General features: G+C 72.0%; 11 protein-coding genes and 1 pseudogene. 3 read left to right on the top strand and 9 right to left on the bottom strand.

The window, feature by feature from the left end; all coding sequences use genetic code 11:
- The first annotated feature begins 7 nt into the window (after window positions 1-7).
- The gene (locus tag ACWD4G_RS34025; protein WP_451300375.1) at window positions 8-2,434 is read left to right on the top strand and encodes a phosphoketolase family protein; all 2,427 of its coding nucleotides are present in this window, start codon (window positions 8-10) and stop codon (window positions 2,432-2,434) included.
- A gap of 66 nt (window positions 2,435-2,500) precedes the next feature.
- Here the strand turns inward: ACWD4G_RS34025 and ACWD4G_RS34020 are convergent, their stop codons facing one another.
- From ACWD4G_RS34020 to ACWD4G_RS34010, 3 genes are all read right to left on the bottom strand, one after another.
- Entirely contained in the window at window positions 2,501-3,703 is a 1,203-nt protein-coding gene (locus ACWD4G_RS34020) for a globin domain-containing protein (RefSeq protein WP_451300373.1), read from the bottom strand.
- 355 nt (window positions 3,704-4,058) lie between these two features.
- Window positions 4,059-5,201, bottom strand: a complete 1,143-nt coding sequence (locus tag ACWD4G_RS34015; protein ID WP_451300371.1) for an ABC transporter substrate-binding protein — start codon at window positions 5,199-5,201, stop codon at window positions 4,059-4,061.
- Window positions 5,202-5,302: 101 nt separating this feature from the next.
- On the bottom strand, window positions 5,303-5,788 hold the full coding sequence (locus tag ACWD4G_RS34010; protein ID WP_451300369.1) for a pyridoxamine 5'-phosphate oxidase family protein: 486 nt from the start codon (window positions 5,786-5,788) through the stop codon (window positions 5,303-5,305).
- Window positions 5,789-6,155: 367 nt separating this feature from the next.
- Here ACWD4G_RS34010 and ACWD4G_RS34005 point away from each other — a divergent pair, with 367 nt between their 5' ends.
- The gene (locus ACWD4G_RS34005) at window positions 6,156-7,883 is read left to right on the top strand and encodes a GAF domain-containing protein (RefSeq protein WP_451300367.1); all 1,728 of its coding nucleotides are present in this window, start codon (window positions 6,156-6,158) and stop codon (window positions 7,881-7,883) included.
- Between the two features lie 76 nt (window positions 7,884-7,959).
- Here ACWD4G_RS34005 and ACWD4G_RS34000 read toward each other — a convergent pair.
- Window positions 7,960-9,243: pseudogene (locus tag ACWD4G_RS34000) on the bottom strand (alginate lyase family protein).
- Entirely contained in the window at window positions 9,240-10,955 is a 1,716-nt protein-coding gene (locus ACWD4G_RS33995) for a glycosyl hydrolase family 28-related protein (protein ID WP_451300365.1), read from the bottom strand. The pseudogene ACWD4G_RS34000 and the gene ACWD4G_RS33995 overlap by 4 nt, the downstream one beginning before the upstream one ends.
- 308 nt (window positions 10,956-11,263) lie before the next feature.
- Between ACWD4G_RS33995 and ACWD4G_RS33990 the strand changes: the two genes are divergently transcribed.
- Window positions 11,264-11,545 carry a hypothetical protein gene (locus ACWD4G_RS33990; protein WP_451300363.1) on the top strand — a complete coding sequence of 94 codons (282 nt, stop codon included), beginning with the start codon at window positions 11,264-11,266 and terminating at the stop codon, window positions 11,543-11,545.
- A gap of 91 nt (window positions 11,546-11,636) precedes the next feature.
- Here the strand turns inward: ACWD4G_RS33990 and ACWD4G_RS33985 are convergent, their stop codons facing one another.
- The 4 genes from ACWD4G_RS33985 to ACWD4G_RS33970 form a co-directional block, all read right to left on the bottom strand.
- Window positions 11,637-12,611, bottom strand: a complete 975-nt coding sequence (locus ACWD4G_RS33985; RefSeq protein ID WP_451300413.1) for a sugar kinase — start codon at window positions 12,609-12,611, stop codon at window positions 11,637-11,639.
- 92 nt (window positions 12,612-12,703) lie between these two features.
- Window positions 12,704-13,348, bottom strand: coding sequence for a bifunctional 4-hydroxy-2-oxoglutarate aldolase/2-dehydro-3-deoxy-phosphogluconate aldolase (locus ACWD4G_RS33980; RefSeq protein WP_451300361.1), 645 nt, complete (start codon window positions 13,346-13,348; stop codon window positions 12,704-12,706).
- Window positions 13,349-13,481: 133 nt separating this feature from the next.
- Window positions 13,482-14,513, bottom strand: coding sequence for a LacI family DNA-binding transcriptional regulator (locus ACWD4G_RS33975; RefSeq protein ID WP_451300359.1), 1,032 nt, complete (start codon window positions 14,511-14,513; stop codon window positions 13,482-13,484).
- Entirely contained in the window at window positions 14,510-16,912 is a 2,403-nt protein-coding gene (locus ACWD4G_RS33970) for a glycoside hydrolase family 2 protein (protein ID WP_451300357.1), read from the bottom strand. Before ACWD4G_RS33970 ends, ACWD4G_RS33975 begins: the two co-directional genes overlap by 4 nt.
- Between the last annotated feature and the right edge of the window lie 73 nt (window positions 16,913-16,985).

The raw sequence follows: 16,985 nt of genomic DNA, 5'->3' as shown, positions 1-16,985 counted from the left end.
GTCACCCATGACCAAGGTCGAACACCAGAACGTCACCGTACTGTCCGACGACGTACTGTCCGACGATGAACTACGGACCCTGGACGCCCACTGGCGGGCCGCCAACTACCTGGCGGCGGGCCAGATCTACCTGATGGCGAACCCCCTGCTGACCGAGCCCCTGCGCCCGGAGCACATCAAGCCGAGGCTGCTGGGCCACTGGGGCACCTCGCCGGGGCTGAACCTCGTGTACACCCACCTCAACCGGGTGATCAAGGCGCGCGACCTCGACGCCCTGTGCGTCTGGGGTCCGGGGCACGGCGGGCCGTCCGTTCTGGCGGGCTCCTGGCTGGACGGCAGCTACAGCGAGACGTACCCGGACGTGACGCGTGACGCGGAGGGCATGGGGCGGCTGTTCCGGCAGTTCTCGTTCCCCGGCGGCGTGCCCAGCCATGTGGCACCGGAGGTCCCGGGCTCCCTCCACGAGGGCGGCGAGCTGGGCTATTCGCTCGCCCACGCCTACGGCGCCGCCTTCGACAATCCCGACCTGCTGGTCGCCTGTGTCATCGGCGACGGAGAGGCGGAGACCGGCCCGCTGGCCGCCTCCTGGCACTCGAACAAGTTCCTCGACCCCGTCCACGACGGCGCCGTCCTGCCCATCCTCCACCTCAACGGCTACAAGATCGCCAACCCGACCGTCCTCTCCCGCCTCCCGCAGGACGAACTCGACGCCCTGCTGCGCGGCTACGGCCACGCCCCCCTCCATGTCACCGGCGACGACCCGGCCACCGTCCACCGCGCACTGGCCCACGCCCTCGACGAGGCGCTGGACCACATCGCCCGCATCCAGCGCACGGCACGCCAGCGCACGACACAAGAACGCACGGCAGGCGAGGACGGCGGGGCCGAACGCGCGCACTGGCCGATGATCGTGCTGCGCACCCCCAAGGGCTGGACCGGCCCGGCCGAGGTCGACGGTCTGCCCGTCGAGGGCACCTGGCGCTCCCACCAGGTCCCGCTCGCCGGCGTACGCGAGAACCCGGACCACCTGCGGCAGTTGGAGACCTGGCTGCGCTCGTACCGCCCCCGGGAACTCTTCGACACCGACGGCCGACCCACGCCCGACGTCCTCGCCTGTGTCCCCTCAGGGGCCGGGAGGCTCGGCGCCACGCCACACGCCAACGGCGGACTCCTCGTCCGTGACCTGCCCATCCGCCCGCTGGACGGCTTCGCCGTACCGGTCGAGAAACCCGGCACGACCCTCCACGAGCCGACCCGGGTCCTCGGCGGCCTCCTGGAACAGATCATGGAGGACACGGGCCAGCGCCGGGACTTCCGTCTCGTCGGCCCGGACGAGACCGCCTCCAACCGCCTCCAGGCCGTCTTCGACGCCAGCGGCAAGGCATGGCAGGCCGAGCGCCTGCCGGTCGACGAACACCTCGACCGGCACGGCCGGGTGCTGGAGATCCTGTCCGAACACACCTGCCAGGGCTGGCTGGAGGGCTATCTCCTCACCGGCCGGCACGGACTGTTCTCCTGCTACGAGGCCTTCGTCCACATCGTCGATTCCATGGTCAACCAGCACATCAAGTGGCTGAGGACATCGAGGCGGTTGCCCTGGCGGGCTCCGATCGCCTCCCTCAACTACCTGCTGACCTCGCACGTATGGCGCCAGGACCACAACGGCTTCTCCCACCAGGACCCCGGCTTCGTCGACCACGTCCTCAACAAGAGCCCCGAGGTCGTACGCGTCTACCTCCCGCCGGACGCCAACACCCTCCTCTCCGTAGCCGACCACGTCCTGCGCAGCCGCGACTACGTCAATGTGATCGTGGCCGGCAAACAGCCCTGCTTCGACTGGCTGTCCATGGACGCCGCCCGCGCCCACTGCGCACGCGGCGCCGGGATCTGGGAGTGGGCCGGCACGGAGAACGGCGGCGAACCGGACGTCGTCCTCGCCTGCGCCGGCGACGTCCCCACCCAGGAGGTCCTGGCCGCCGCACTGCTGCTGCGCCGCCATCTGCCGCGGCTCGCGGTCCGCGTGGTCAACGTCGTCGACATGACCCGGCTCCTGCCGCGCGAGGAACACCCGCACGGCATGACCGACTTCGAGTACGACGGCCTGTTCACCACCGACAAACCGGTGATCTTCGCCTACCACGGCTACCCATGGCTCATCCACCGCCTCGCCTACCGCCGCACCGGCCACAAGAACCTCCACGTACGCGGCTACAAGGAGTCCGGCACCACCACGACACCCTTCGACATGGTCGTCCGCAACGACCTCGACCGCTACCGCCTGGTCATGGACGTCATCGACCGCGTCCCGGGCCTCGCCGTCGGCGCCGCCGCCGTACGTCAGCGGATGGCCGACGCCCGCACCCGCCACCACAGCTGGATTCGCGAACACGGCACCGACCTGCCGGAGATCGCCGACTGGCACTGGAACGCCTGAACAGCGCCTCTCCGGAAGGTGAGCGCCCCGAGGAGCAGCGGGCCGAGCGGGTACGGGCCGGGGCGATCAGGCCGTCTCGGGCAGCCACAGGTCGGGGCCGAACACCTCGTACCGGATGCGGCGCGGCGGGATACCGCGGCTCAGCAGCTGGGTGCGTACGGCGCGCATGAAGGGCAGCGGGCCGCACAGGTACACCGTGGCGTCGGCCGGTACGTCCACCCCGTCGAGGTCCATCAGCCCGGTGCGCGCGTCGGGTTCGGCGGCGCCGGGGCGCTCGTACCAGAACAGGCCCTCCGCGCCCGGCAGTTGACGCGTCAGGGCGCGGGTCTCGGTGCGCAGGGCGTGGTCGTCGGGGGAGGTGTCGGCGTGCAGCAGGAGGACGCGGCGGGCGGAGCCGGTCGCGGCGAGGCGGGCGAGCATACCGACCATGGGGGTGCAGCCGATGCCCGCCGAGGCGAGGACCAGCGGTGTGTCCGACTCGTCGAGGACCACATCCCCGAAGGGGGCGGAGACGGTCAGCTCGTCGCCGGGCCGCACCGTGCGGTGGAGGAGGTTCGACACCTCGCCCTCGGGGGCGCCGGCCTCGCCCGCGACCCGCTTGACGGTGATACGGCGCAGATCGCCACCGGGGTCGGCGGACAGACTGTACTGGCGCAACTGGCGCACCCCGTCCGGCATGCGCACCCGCACGCTGACGTACTGTCCGGCCCTCGCCGCCGGGGCGGGGCGTCCGTCGGCGGGGCGCAGCAGGAACGAGACCACGTCGGCGGTCTCCTGGCGGCGCTCGACGACGGTCCACGGCCGCCATGTCCCGCCCGGCGCCACCCCCGCCTCGTGGTAGAGGCGGGCCTCCTTGGCGATGAGCGCGCCGGCCATCAGCCAGTAGACCTCGTCCCAGGCGGCGGCCACCTCCGGGGTGACGGCGTCGCCGAGGACCTCGGCTATCGCGCCGAACAGATACTTGTGGACGATCGTGTACTGGTCGTCGGTGACCCCGACCGAGGTGTGCTTGTGGGCGATCCTCACCAGCAGCGCGTCCGGCCGGGTCCCGGGGTCGGAGACGAGGGCGGCGGCGAAGCCGGCGACCGCACCGGCCAGCGCCTGCCGCTGGGCGCCGCTGGCCTGGTTGCCGCGGTTGAACATCCCGTCCAGCAGTTCGGGCCGGTCCCGGAACATCGCGGCGTAGAACCGGGCGGTGATCTCGTCGAGAGCCCCGGCCACGGCGGGCAGTGTGGCCTTCACGGCGGCGACGGACTCTGCGGACAGCATGATGCCTCCCGGTGCGGGGGTGGGAACACGGTGATTCGCGGCCGCTCATCCCATGGCGGCAAGCCCTGTATAGCAACCGGAATTCCGGCATTTGCCATACAAACGGGCGGCCTTCGGCGGTGAGGGACCATCGGCGCCGTGATCAGGGACCAAGGTCCCGGCGCACCGCCCGACACGGGGGGCCGACCGGCCCCTCACCGAGGCCGTTCGACCCAGGCGGACGAGCCGCGGCGCGCGCGTGGCGTTCCGGGGCCCGAACGGGCCCGCTCCGGGCGGTGAGACGGCAATCGGTCAGCCTGTGTAGTCCGCCGGTCGGCCGGTGTGGTCCGCCGGTCGGCCGGTGTGGTCGGCCGGGTCAGCCGGTGTGGAGGACGCGGAAGCGATCGGGCGCCGCCGGGTCACGGTCGACGACCTGGACGGGCGGCCACGTCCACTGCCACACGCCGATGCCCGGCGTCCGCGAGAACCGGATCGGCCCACGCGTGCCCTCGACCGCGACGCGCGCCCAGGACTCGCCGATGTACGACCGGATGTCGCCGACGTCGCCGACGCGTGCCCGGTCCGCGCCATGGGAACGCAGCACATCGGCGAGGACGGTGACCGTGTCGTGGCCCTCGAAGGCGACGAACGAGGGCGCCTCGGCCAGCCGCTCGCGCAGGGCCGTCCCGACGCGTGCGCCGAGGGGGCCGAGGCGCTCGGGCAGATAGCGCAGGAACGGGATCGCGGTGCCGTCGTCGCCCAGCAGCCTCGCCCATTCGGCGAACTCCGGCTGCCCGGCCGGAGCACCGATCAGGACCTCGGCGAGGCGTGGATCGCGGCGGACGGCCTGGACGATCGGCACCGCCGGTTCCGGATGGCCGACCAGCAGGAGGAGGGCCGTCGCGCCGTCGCCGGCGAGTGCGTCGCACAGGGACATGGGCGTGAGCGCGCTCATGTCGAGTTCGACGACGGTGCCGCCGCGTGCGGCGAGATGGTCCCGCAGGACGCGTATCCCGGATGCCCAGTAGACGCTCGGCTGGACTGCCACGGCGATACGTCCGTGGCCCGCGCCGAGGAGGAAGTCCGCGTAGAGCCGCCAGCCGCGCGACTGCGCCGGGCAGAGGCGCGCGACCCATGGCGTCGGCTCCTCGGTGAGCGCGTCGAGCACCGCCGACGAGCAGAGGAACGGCACACCGAGGGCATCGGCCCGGGCGGCGGCGGCACGAGCGACGACACTGTGGTACTCACCCGCCAGGGCGGCCACCCCCAGGCCGGCCAACTCGTCCACGGCAGCGGCGGCCCGCCGTGGATCGGCCGCGGTGTCCCGGACCACCAGCTCCAGTGGTCTGCCCCCGATACCGCCCGCGTCATTGACTTCGCCGACGGCCAGTTCGAGCCCGGCGAGCAGATGGCGGCCCGCCTCCACCCAGCCGGGCCGGGTCAGCGGAGCCAGAGCGCCGATCCGTAGGGATGGTCCTTCGGCCCGCTCTCGCAGCGGCGGGTGCACCTGGTTGATCATGCCGGACATTGCATACACGCCCGTCGCCGACAGGCAACCGATTATGGGACCGCTTGTGGAACTGCTTATGGAACTGCTTATGGGACCGCTTGCGTGTCCGCTTATGCGTCCGGCGGTGTGTCCGCCGATGTGTCCGCCGTGAGGAGGATGCCCGTGATCAGGTCGGGCCGGACGCGGATCGCCTGATCCATGGTCCGGTCCATGATCTGATCCACCCAGGGCCGCACCAGCGCCCGGCAGCGCGCCAGATCATCGGGGTCCGTCACCAGCCGGGCGTACCCGGTCACCACCACACTCCAGCCGAGATGCGTCCGAGGGTCGATGAGGTCGGCCTCGTAGGCGACGACGACACCCGGGTCGCCGGCCCGCGCGGCCCGCGAGGTCAGGGCGGCGCCCTCATGGGTGCGGATGACGACGTCGCCGCCGTCCAGGGCGTGGTTGACCGGGCGTACGGTCGGCAGGGCGTGCCGGGTGAAGACGATCCTTCCCAGGGACACACTGCCCAACAGCCGCAGCGCCTCGGCGGCGTCGAGTTCGATACGACGGCGCGGCCCCGTGAGGACCGGCCGGCTGCTCTCGTGGACCATGGCTGACTTCCGTCGGATTGCGTCGCTCACCGCGTGAGCCGCGCGAGGGGCCGCTCACCATGCGACCTGTACGAGGACCGCTCACCGCGTGGCCCGTAGGGGCGGAGCGGCACCGCGGGGGATCGGTGCCGCTCCTCACTCCACCGTCTCCCGGGCAGCCGCCCCACCGCTAGGGCCGATGGGCCCTGATGAGGGCCCGTACGGCCCTGACCCTACGGACCACCCCGTGCCCTCGACTCCCCGCGCGGGCGCCCTCGTCGGCCTGCCGCGTCCGGCCTCCACACCGGCGCGCTCCCATGGGCCGGTACCGTGAGTTGGACCGGAGCGGTCGGTGTCGGTGCCGCCCACGGGACCGGAGGAGACGCGGGTGGGAAGCGCGGAGGAGCCTCGACAGGCGCGGCTACGGCTGCCCCAGCTGAGGCTGGACGAGCTGCTGGAGGAGCTCCAGGCCCGCCTGGACGCGGCCCGGGGCACCCGCGACCGGGTGCACAGTCTGCTGGAGGCGGTGCTCTCCGTCGGCCGGGAGCTGGACCTCAAGCAGGCGCTGCACAGCATCGTCGAAGCGGCGGCCGTGCTCGTCGACGCCGAGTACGCGGCCCTCGGGGTGATCGGACCGGACGGCAGGCGGCTGTCCGACTTCTACACGGTCGGGGTCACCGAGGAGCAGATCGCCGCGATCGGCCCCTTCCCCGAGGGACACGGCATCCTCGGCGAGCTGATCAGCCGCCCCGAGCCGCTGCGCCTGGCCAGGATCTCCGAGCACCCGGCCTCGTACGGCTTCCCGCCGAACCATCCGCCGATGAACACCTTCCTCGGCGTTCCCATCCGGGTGCGCGAGCAGGTCTTCGGCAATCTGTATCTCACCGAGAAGCGGGGCGGCGCGCGGTTCGACGAGGAGGACGTCTCCGTGACGTCGACCCTCGCGGTGGCGGCGGGCGTCGCCATCGACAACGCCCGTCTGTACGAGGACTCCCGGCTGCGGGAGCGGTGGCTGAGGGCGAACGCGGAGATCACCCACAGTCTGATGTCCGGCAGCGGACGCGGCGAGGTGCTCGGTCTGATCGCCGAACGCGCCCGGGAGATCACCGGCGCGGATGTGGCCCTGGTCGCGATGCCGATGGAGGACACCGACTCGCTGAGCGTGGAACTCGCCCTCGGGCCGGAGGCGGAGGACCTGCGCGGACTGGTGCTGCCCGTCGGGGGGAGCCTGATCGGCGAGGCCTTCTCCAAGGTCGCGCCCGTCACCAGCCCGGACGTCTCCCGCGACGAACGCGCCCCGGGGGTCTCGCCGTTCACCCGCCCCGGCAGCCCGGCGGTCGCCGTTCCCGTCGGCACGGGCGAGGGCGGCGTACGCGGTGTCGTCCTGCTGATCCGGGAGGCGGGGCAGCGGGCGTTCACCGGGAAGGAGACCGAGCCGCTGCTGGGCTTCGCGGCGCAGGCCGCCGTCGCGATGGAGCTCGCGGAGCGGCGCGCGGAGGCCGAGGAGGTCGCCGTGCTCAAGGACCGTGACCGTATCGCCCGTGATCTGCACGATCTGGCGATCCAGCGGTTGTTCGCGACGGGCATGACCCTGCAGAGCGCGGGCCGGTTCATCGAGCACCCCGAGGCCTCGGAGCGTGTGGTGCGCGCGGTGGACGACCTGGACGAGACCATCAAGATCATCAGGTCGACGATCTTCAGCCTGCGCTCCCGTGAGGGCGCCGGAGGCTCCGGGCTGCGGGCCCGGGTGGCGCGGCTCGCGGGCGAGACCGCGCCCGTGCTGGGCTTTCCGCCGAGCGTGCGGATGGAGGGACTGGTCGACACCGAGGTGCCCCGTGAGATCGCCGACCATGTGGTCGCCGTGCTCTCCGAGGCCCTCACCAACATCGCCCGCCACGCCCACGCCGACCGCGCCGACGTCGCCCTCACCGCCGACGCCCACCGGGTCCGCCTCACGGTCACCGACAACGGCGTGGGCATCCCGGCCGAGGGCCGCCGCAGCGGTCTGCGCAATATGGCGGAGCGGGCCCGGCAGTCGGGCGGGGACCTGGAACTGAGCAGTCCGCCCGGCGGGGGCACCACGCTGGTGTGGTGGGCACCGCTGCCGAGGGAGTAGGGACCTGCCCACGGCCCGACCTGCGGCCCCACCCCCTCGTCGTGGCCATGCCCTCGAAGCCGGGCGGACGCCGAAATCACCCGGCGATGGAGTCCAGTTGCTCCGCCGCCGGACGCAGCACCCACAGGTCACCGCCCGGTGGCGCCTCCAGCAGGGGAACCGCCGCGCGCGCCCGCGCACCACCGGCGTCGGCGGCGGCGTGGACCACATCCGTCGCCGCGTACCGCAGGAACCCCAGCTCCGGATGCGGCCAGGCCGAAGCCCCGGTCGCGGCGGGCAGGAGGTGGTCCACGGCCTTGAACAGGCTCTGCCCGGCCGGCCCCCGGTACGCCCACAGGTTCACGCCGACATGCCGGCCGATCGCCGCGAGCCGGGTGTGGGCGACCAGGGCGAACGTCGAGTAGTGCCAACTCCGGGTCCGGGCCAGCTCCTGCGGCTGGCTGCCGTCGGACGCGATCTGGACGGCGATCCGTCCGCACCGTGCGTCGAGGACCGTACGGCGGGCCAGGTCCGTGTCGCCCGTCGTGTAGGCGAGGGCGGCGAGCTGCATGTCGTAGAAGGTGCCGTGGTTGTTGGTCGCGGCGGCCTCCTCCCGGCCGAAGCCGCTGGTCCTGAGTCAGCCCAGGAAGTCGGCGTTCCAGCGCGCCATCCCCTTCCGGTCCTTCCCTCTCCAGCCCGGAGCGCCGGTGTCCAGCAGGGCGATCGCGTCGAGGACGCTGGTGAAGGACTGAGAGAAGTCGATGATGCCGATGGCCCGGCCGTCGTACTCGCAGGGGATGAACTGGGCGTGGTTCAGGTTCGGGTTCATCCGTGTGGCCGGATCGAGGAACCAGGTCCGCAGCACCTGCCCGGCCTTCTCGGCGTACCGCCGCTGCCCCGTGTAGTACCAGGCGAGGGAGAGGTCGTACGCGGAGTCGAAGGTCTTCTCGACGTCCTGGCGGTCGGTCCCGGAGTCGACCTCGGGGTTGCGCTCCCCGTCGCGCTGAACATACGGGCAGCCCCACGGATTGTCGGCGGTCGGGGCCCTCGTGGGCCACCAGTAGGGGGCCTGGCTGAGGTAGTCGTGGACATCGCCGGAAGGCGCCGGCCGGGGCTTGTCGACGACCGTCCAGGGGCCCTGGTCCAGCCACTTGTCGGCCCGTACCGTCAACATCCGCACGGCACGCCGCAGTTGGGGGTCGCCACGATTCAGCCGGAGCTTGGTCTCATATAGCCGGGCGCCATCCAGTACGGCGGTGCGCGGGACCTCGGCCGGCGCGGTGTGCGCCCCCGACCGTGCCGAGACGGAAGGGACGGCCGAGACGGCGAACGCGACCAGCGTCACCAGCAGAACGCCCAGACGTCGCGGAGGTGTGCTCATCGGCCCACTCCCCGCTGCGCCGCGTGGAGGTTCTGCGGCCGTACCGCGTACGGACGGCCGTACAGCTCCAGCCGCGTGCGCAGATCGCCCGCGAAGTCGGGGACATCGATCTGGCCGAACTCCCTGACCTCGTCGATGCCGACCGTGGCGGAGTACGGTGCCAGCCCGTCGATCCTGATCAGACCCGCCCGGGCGTTGGTGACCCGGATGTTCCAGTGCGTGAAGCGGGCGCCGAACAGCGGGCCGGCGGTCGCGTCACCGCCGTGGCGGCCGGTGTTGTTCACGGTGATGTCGGTGCGGACATTGGCGAAGGGCAGTCCGCGGTGACTGTCGAAGGTGCCGATCCGCATGTCGCCGCGCGACCAGACGTTGTACGAGGACAGCCCCTCGACATTGATGCCGTGCACCTGGGTGCCGGAGGGCGCGGGCACGGACGGCTCCTCGATGGCGAAGTCCTCGACGAGGTTGTCGTGCGATCCCTCACGGCAGAAGTAGGGGTGATGGGAGCCCCGGCCGCTGACACGTGTCCGTCGCAGGGTGCACGCGGAGGCGGACACGAGCCCGAAGCCGTTGTCGGCATGGCGGACCGTCACATCGTCCACCCAGCAGTCGTACGCGCACTGCAGGACGACCCCGTTGTACCCCTTGTCCAGCAGATGGGGCTGCTGCGCGGTCTCGACCGCCTCCAGGGTCAGCCCCTCCACGCCCGATCCCGTCAACTCCGGGACATGCGTGGTGAGGTGCGGCTTCCACTCGGGTCGTATGTCGAGCGGCAGCGGACGTTCGAGGGTGACCCTCCGCCCCCGGACGCGGGCGACGCGGACGGGCCACTCGTAGGGGACGTACGACGTCAGCTTGGTCTTGTCGTCCCAGAAGTAGCCCTCCGGGCCCGGCCCGCCACCGCACATGTGCTCAAGGAGCGTGTGGTCCGGGTCGTCGGCGAGCCGGAGCAGCACCAGGGCGCCGGGGCGCAGGGACGACACGTCCGTCACCGTGATCGTCCACGATCCCCGCCGCGCCGGAGCGACGGCCGTGAGCGGACGCCACTCGTCGCGCCGGTTGCCCGTCCAGCCCTCGAAGGGCCAGTCCTTCGCCTTGATCGCGGCGACCAGGGAGGCCCGACGAGCCCTGGGGGCGAGCCATATCAGGCCGCCCGCCCACGACCAGCCCGACTTGTCACCGCCGTAGCGGGAGCCGTACGCGCCGATCAGCTCGGTGAGGTTCTTCGTCGCGTACAGCGTCGTACGACCGCTGCCCGCGCCCTTGAGGATCACGTTCGAGCGGTCCAGCCGGATCACGTCGTCGATCCGGAACGTGCCGGGCGGGACGGTGACGGTGCCGCCGCCCGCCCTCCCCGCCGCGGCGATGGCCCGGTTGATCGCGGGCGCGGAGTCGGTCGTACCGTCCGCCACCGCGCCGAAATCGCGTACGTCCGCGACGACCGGGCGGCGGGGGAGGCGGACCGCGCCGCCGTGGCAACCGGCTCGGCCGATGTACGGGATCTGGGGATGGGTGAAGGGGGTGCGGTTGAACTCCCGCCACAGGAGCGGGGTTTCGGCTGTCGCTGTCGCTGTCGCTGTCGCTGTCGCTGTCGCTGTCGCCGTGTCCGGGCCGGCCGCCAGGGCGACCCCGCCTCCCGCCGCTGTGGCCACGGCGCTGCCCAGCAAGGCTCGTCGGGTCAGTCCGACCGTGGCGTTGTTTGCCATGCTCATGACATTCCAACTGCCTTCGGCAGTCATGTGTGCGTCTCTCATGCCCGTTCGCCCTTCCCATGGTGGTTCATGGATGTGAACGACGTTCAGATGTGCGCTGACCGGTGAGCATGCCACGGGGCTCGTGAAGGGGAAAGGGTCAGTGATGGAGCAGGCGTGAGCGACCATGAGGACTGTTGGGTTGACGCCTGGTCTCCCCGCACCGCGCGTTCCGGTGGTCCGCCGCGCCTCGCTGCCGTGAACTGGCCCACGGTGCAGGCGGGTTGCCGATGTCATGAGGGGGCGTGGGACTGATTATGATCTTGCCCATGACCGTGCAGAACCCGGACAGGACTCTTTCCCGCAAGCAGAGGCTTCAGGAGAAGCAGCGCCGCCAGCTGGCGGTGGTCGACACCGTGGACAAGGCCGAGGCCAAAGTACGCAAGGCGGAGGTCGAACTGGCCCTGGCCGTAGCCGAGGCCGTGCAGATGTTCGGCACCGAGCAGTCCGCCTCCGAGGGGCTCGACATGCCCGTCGAGACGATCCGGCGCTTCCTCGCCCTCGCGCGCGACGCGGCGGCCGACACGGGGGACGCCGCCGGCGCGTCCTGAGCGCCGCATGCGGATGGCCGCCCGCAGTGGTCGCCGTACACGGTGGCGACGGCGGGCGGCCGTGCGTGCGGGGCCGTCGGCGGTGTCGTGGTCAGCGGATGGCGGTGCCGGGCGGGGCGTCCAGGAGGACGAGTTCGTCGCGGTGGGGGAGGCCTTCCCAGTCGCCGCGTGTGGCGACCGCGAACGCGCCGGTGATGGCGGCGCGTCGTAGCCGGTCGGCCGGTGCCAGACCGTCCAGGAGCCCCGAGACGTATCCCGCGCAGAAGGCGTCCCCGGCGCCGACCGTGTCGAGGACCGGCACGGGATGCGCGGGCTGGTGCACGTGCTCGCCCTCGGCGGTGTACAGATCGGCGCCGTCCCCTCCCCGCTTGACGACCACCTCACGCGCCCCGGAGGCCAGCAACCGGCTCACCCGGGCGGCCTCGTCCCCCGTGCCGTCGTCCCCCGCGACGAGGGACAGCTCGTCGTCCGACGCGATGAGCACGTCGACCTCTCCCCGGAACCGGCCCAGACAGCGAGCCGCCTCCTCCCGCGTCCACAGGCGGGAGCGGTGGTTGACGTCGAGAACCACGGTCCAGCCGTGCGCCCGCGCGTACGCGACGGCCGTGGTCGCCGTGGCCAAGGGGCCCGTCCCGAGGGCACAGGTGATGCCGGTGACGTGCAGAATCCGGGCGCCCTCGGCCAGCGCCGGGGCGAGATGCTCGGGCTGTTGACGGGAGGCGGCCGAGCCCGCGCGCCAGTAGTGCACCCGTGCCACGTCGGCCACGAGACACTCACGCAGCAGGGCACCCGTGGGCGCGTCGGCATCCGTGGTGGAGTGCCGTACGTCGACGCCTTCGCCGCGCAGCGTCCGCAGGATCAACCGGGCCGGTTCGTCCGCGCCGAGCCGCCCGGCCCACGCCACCCGGTGCCCGAGACGGGCCAGCCCCATGGCGACATTCGACTCGGCACCGGCCACGGCGGTGCGCGCCGGGGCACCGTTGGCCAGCGAACCCTCCACCTGCAGGGACAGCATCGTCTCGCCGAAGGTCAGGACATCGGCCGCCGCCGAGGGCGAGGCGGGCACCGGGACGACTCCACGCGACGTCGTACGGTCGGGTGTGGGGGAAGCCGTACGGTCGGATGCTTGGGAAGGCGTGCGGTCCGCCGCTCCGGAGGTCACGCGCTCGCTTCCTCTCCTCGGCACACCGACCGGAACCGCCGGGCCCGGACCCGCAGTTCGTGCAGGTCACCGCCATGGGCCGCGTCGCCGACGAGCGGGGAACCCACGCCCACGGCGAGAGCCCCGGCCGCGAAGTACTCGGGTACGGAGTCCGCGTCCACTCCGCCGACCGGCACCAGCGGCATGTCGGGGAAGGGGTCCTTCAGAGCCCGGAGATAGGCGGGACCGCCCAGGGAAGCGGGGAACAGCTTCACCGCCGTGGCGCCCGCCGCCATGGAGGCGGCGGCCTCGGTGGGGGTCAACGCCCCGGCCAGTACGGGAAGTCGGAGCCGTATGGCCTCGTGCACCGCCTCGCCCATGACCGGTGTCACGATCCATGTGGCGCCGGAGTCCCGGGCGCGCAGCAACTCGTCGCGGGTGACGACGGTGCCCGCGCCGATGAGGGCGTCCGTGCCGACGGAACGCGCCGCCTCGGCGATCACACCGCAGGCGTCGTCGGTGTTGAGGGAGACCTCTATGAGGTCGACGCCCTCCTCGACGAGGGTGAGCACCGTACGCAGGGCGGCGTCCGACGACCGTCCGCGCACGATGGCGGCGAGCCTGCCACGGCCCAGCCGGTCGGTGAAGTCCGTGAGGTACAAGAGGGAACTCCGATGAGGTGCGGTTCGGCACCCTGGTCGTGACGGATGCCGCGGCCCTGCTCCTGGGCGGCGACCCGGGCGCACTGAAGGCTATCCGCAGGCCTGTCGAGAGGGAGAACGAGCCCGGTCCGTCCTACCTCGACGGCGGTGCCGTCGACCCCCGTGGGGTGAGCGAGGGGGTGGCGACCTGATGGGACGGGGGTTCCTCGTCGTCGATGACCGCGAACAGGGTCCGGGCCACGTCGGCGCCGAACCCGTGGACGTCATGGCTCATCGCGGACAGCGGCGGATGGGTCAGCCGGCAGAGCTGGGAGTCGTCCCAGGCGAGCAGGGAGAGATCACGGGGCACCGAGAGGCCCAACTCGGCGGCGACGGCGGTCCCGGCGACGGCCATGATGTCGTTGTCGTAGAGGATGGCCGTCGGCCGCTCGGCCATGAGCAGCAGGGAACGCGTGGCGCGTGCCCCCTCCTCGCCCTCGTACCCGGTGGCGATCTGCAGGTCGTCGGCGATACCCAGTTCCCGCGCGGCCTCGGTGAACGCCCGAGCGCGGATGGCACTGTGGCCGAGCCCGGCGGGGCCGCCGACCCGGGCGATCCGGCGGTGGCCGAGAGCGGCCAGATACCGTACGGCCTCCGTGGCGGCGGTGGCGTCGTCCGTCCACACCGAGGTGAGACCGCCCGTCAGCGACGGGTGGCCGACCGCCACCGCGGGGAGCCCGATGGCCTTCAGCGCGGGCACGCGGGGGTCCTTCTCGCGGAAGTCGACCAGGATCGATCCGCCGATCTGCCGCGCCTGCCACCACCGTTGCTGGAGTGCCAGCTCCTCCTCCATGTCCCGCACCAGATGCAGCAGGAGCGAGCACGACCGCTCGACCAGCACGCTCTCCACGCCGGAGATGAACTCCATGTAGAAGGGCTCAAGGCCCAGCAGCCGGGCCGGGCGGCAGATGGCGAGGCCGATGGTGTCCACCTTGGTGCCCGAGGACAGGCCCCGGGCCCGGGCGTTGGGGGTCCAGCCGAGGTCCCGCGCCGCCTGGAAGATACGGTCCCGGGTGGTGTCGGACACCCCGGGCCTGCCGTTGAACGCGAGCGACACCGCGCCCTTCGACACACCGGCCAGGGCAGCGACGTCCTTGATGGTGACGCGTTGGGTGGGTGCGCTCACGTCGGTTCCACACAGAAGATCGCCGAGCGGACCGCCGGGACCTCGGGCTCGGGCCAGCCGCCCACCCGAATCCTGCTCTCCTCGCCGGGGAGCAGAGTGACACGACCTGTGTCGGCCACCGCGTCGGGGGCGAGACGATCGGGTTGCAGAAGGAGGTCTCGTACGAGGGTGTGTGCTGTGACCACGACGTCGACTGTATCGGCCGTGCCGGCGACCGGTTCCAGCCGCACATCGAACTCCGGGGCCGGGTAGGGGAAGTCGCGGTCCGGCACGGGGAAGTGCACGGCGCGCAGCCCGTCCACGTCCGCGACCAGGAACTCTCCGTCCCCGGCGAGACCGAGCGCGTCGCCCGGCAGGGGAGTGCGTACCGCGTCCCGCGCCGCCACCTCCACGGTGAGCGGCACCCGGGCCGTGACCCTCCCTTCGGCGGTCGCCCGGCGTACGGTGACCTCGGCCCGCCAAGGCGTGGCCGACTGGTTGACCAGACCCAGCACGACGCCCTCCGGGCCGGGCTGGAGGGTGAGCAGCCGGTCGGCGTACAGGCGCCGCAGCTCGTGGTAGAGCGGCTTGAGCCGGCCGTCCCCGTCGATGGCCGACCAGGAGCTGACCGGCCAGCAGTCGTTCAACTGCCAGACGACCGTGCCCGCGCAGACCGGCCAGTGGGAACGCCAGTGCTCGATGCCGGCGGCGACCGCCCGGGCCTGGATCAGCTGGGTCAGATAGTGCCAGCGGTCGAAGCCTTCGGTGCCCTCGGGCAGTACGAAGTGGCGTTCGACACCCCGGTCGAGTTTGCCGTCGCCGTCCTCGGCCTTCTGGTGGTGCAGCATGCCCGGCGAGTCGGGGGCCAGGTCCTCGCCGGGCAGGGCGCGGCGCAGGGTGGCCAGTGCGGGCGGTGCCTGCCAGCCGAACTCGGCGACGAACCGGGGCACGCTGTCGCGGTACTCGGCGAAGTCCCGGCGGTTCCACACCTCCCAGGAGTGGTGGGTGCCGTGCGCCGGGTCGTTGGGGTGGTGGTCCCACGAACCGGACCAGGGACTGCCCGCCGTGTACGGCCGCGTGGGGTCCGACTCGGCCACGATCCGCGGCAGCACACCGAGGTAGTAGCCCTCGCCCCAGGAGTCACCGGCGAGTTCGGGCTCCCAGTTCCAGTCCCGGAAGCCCCAGAGGTTCTCGTTGTTGCCGTTCCACAGCACCAGCGACGGGTGCGGCATCAGCCGTACGACGTTCTCCCGCGCCTCGGCCTCCACCTCGCCGCGCAGCGGCTGCTCCTCCGGGTAGGCGGAGCAGGCGAACAGGAAGTCCTGCCAGACCATGAGGCCGAGTTCGTCGCAGGCGTCGTAGAAGGCGTCGTCCTCGTAGATGCCGCCGCCCCAGACGCGCACGAGGTCGATGTTCGCCTCGGCGGCCTGGGTGAGGCGGTGCCGGTAGCGCTCGGGGGTGATCCGGGAGGGAAGGACGTCGTCGGGAATCCAGTTCACGCCGCGTGTGAAGAGGCGGACGCCGTTGACGACGAGGGTGAAGCCGGTGCCGTGTGCGTCGGCGGTGCGGTCCAGTTCGATTCGGCGGAAGCCGACGCGGCGCCGCCAGGAGTCCAGGGTCGAGTCGCCGTCGGCGAGGGTGAGCGTCAGGTCGTACAGGGGCTGTTCGCCGTGTCCGCGCGGCCACCACAGCCGGGGGTCGGGCACGTCCAGTTCGAGGATCGCGTGGCCGTCCTCGACGACGACCTCGGTGTCCACCCCGGCCACCGACGCCCGTGCGGTCAGGGGGCGCCCGGTGCCGTCGGCCGTGCGCTCCACCGTGAGACGGACCTCGACCCGGCCGCGCGTCCCGTCGACCGTGACCAGGGGCCGGACCTGGGAGATCCGGGCGGTCGACCAGTGCTCCAGACGCACGGGCCGCCACATTCCGGCGGTGACGAGGGTGGGGCCCCAGTCCCAGCCGAAGGAGCACGCCATCTTGCGGATGTACTGGAACGGTTCGGGATAGACATTGGGCCGGTCGCCGACCGCCTTCCGTACCGCCTCCGCCTCCTCGCGAGCCGGGGTGAAGCGCACCCGCAGCTCACCGGACCGGCCGGTGACGTCGAAGCGGTGGGCGCGGTGCATATTGCGGGTCCGGCCGAGCACCGCCCCGTCCAGGACGATCTCGGCCGCGGTGTCGAGGCCGTCGAAGACCAGGTCGGTGCGCTCATGACCGGTCGCGGCCGTGAGCGCGGTGGTGTACGTCCAGGACCGGTCGCCGACCCAGGCCACGTCGTGCTCGTTGGTGCCGATGAAGGGGTCCGCGATGACTCCCGCGGCCAGCAGGTCGGTGTGCACACAGCCCGGCACCCGGGCGGGCAGCACCGTGTCCTCGTGGCACAGCCCCCACCCGTCGCTGAGCAGGGTGACGTCCTTCATGTGCGGCTCCCCTCACATGGCGCAAGGTCGGTTCTGGATTGCGGCGCCGCCAACCTAACTGCCCGGGACAACG

This window comes from Streptomyces sp. NPDC002643, assembly GCF_053592555.1.
This window is presented reverse-complemented; position numbering and strand designations above follow the sequence as displayed.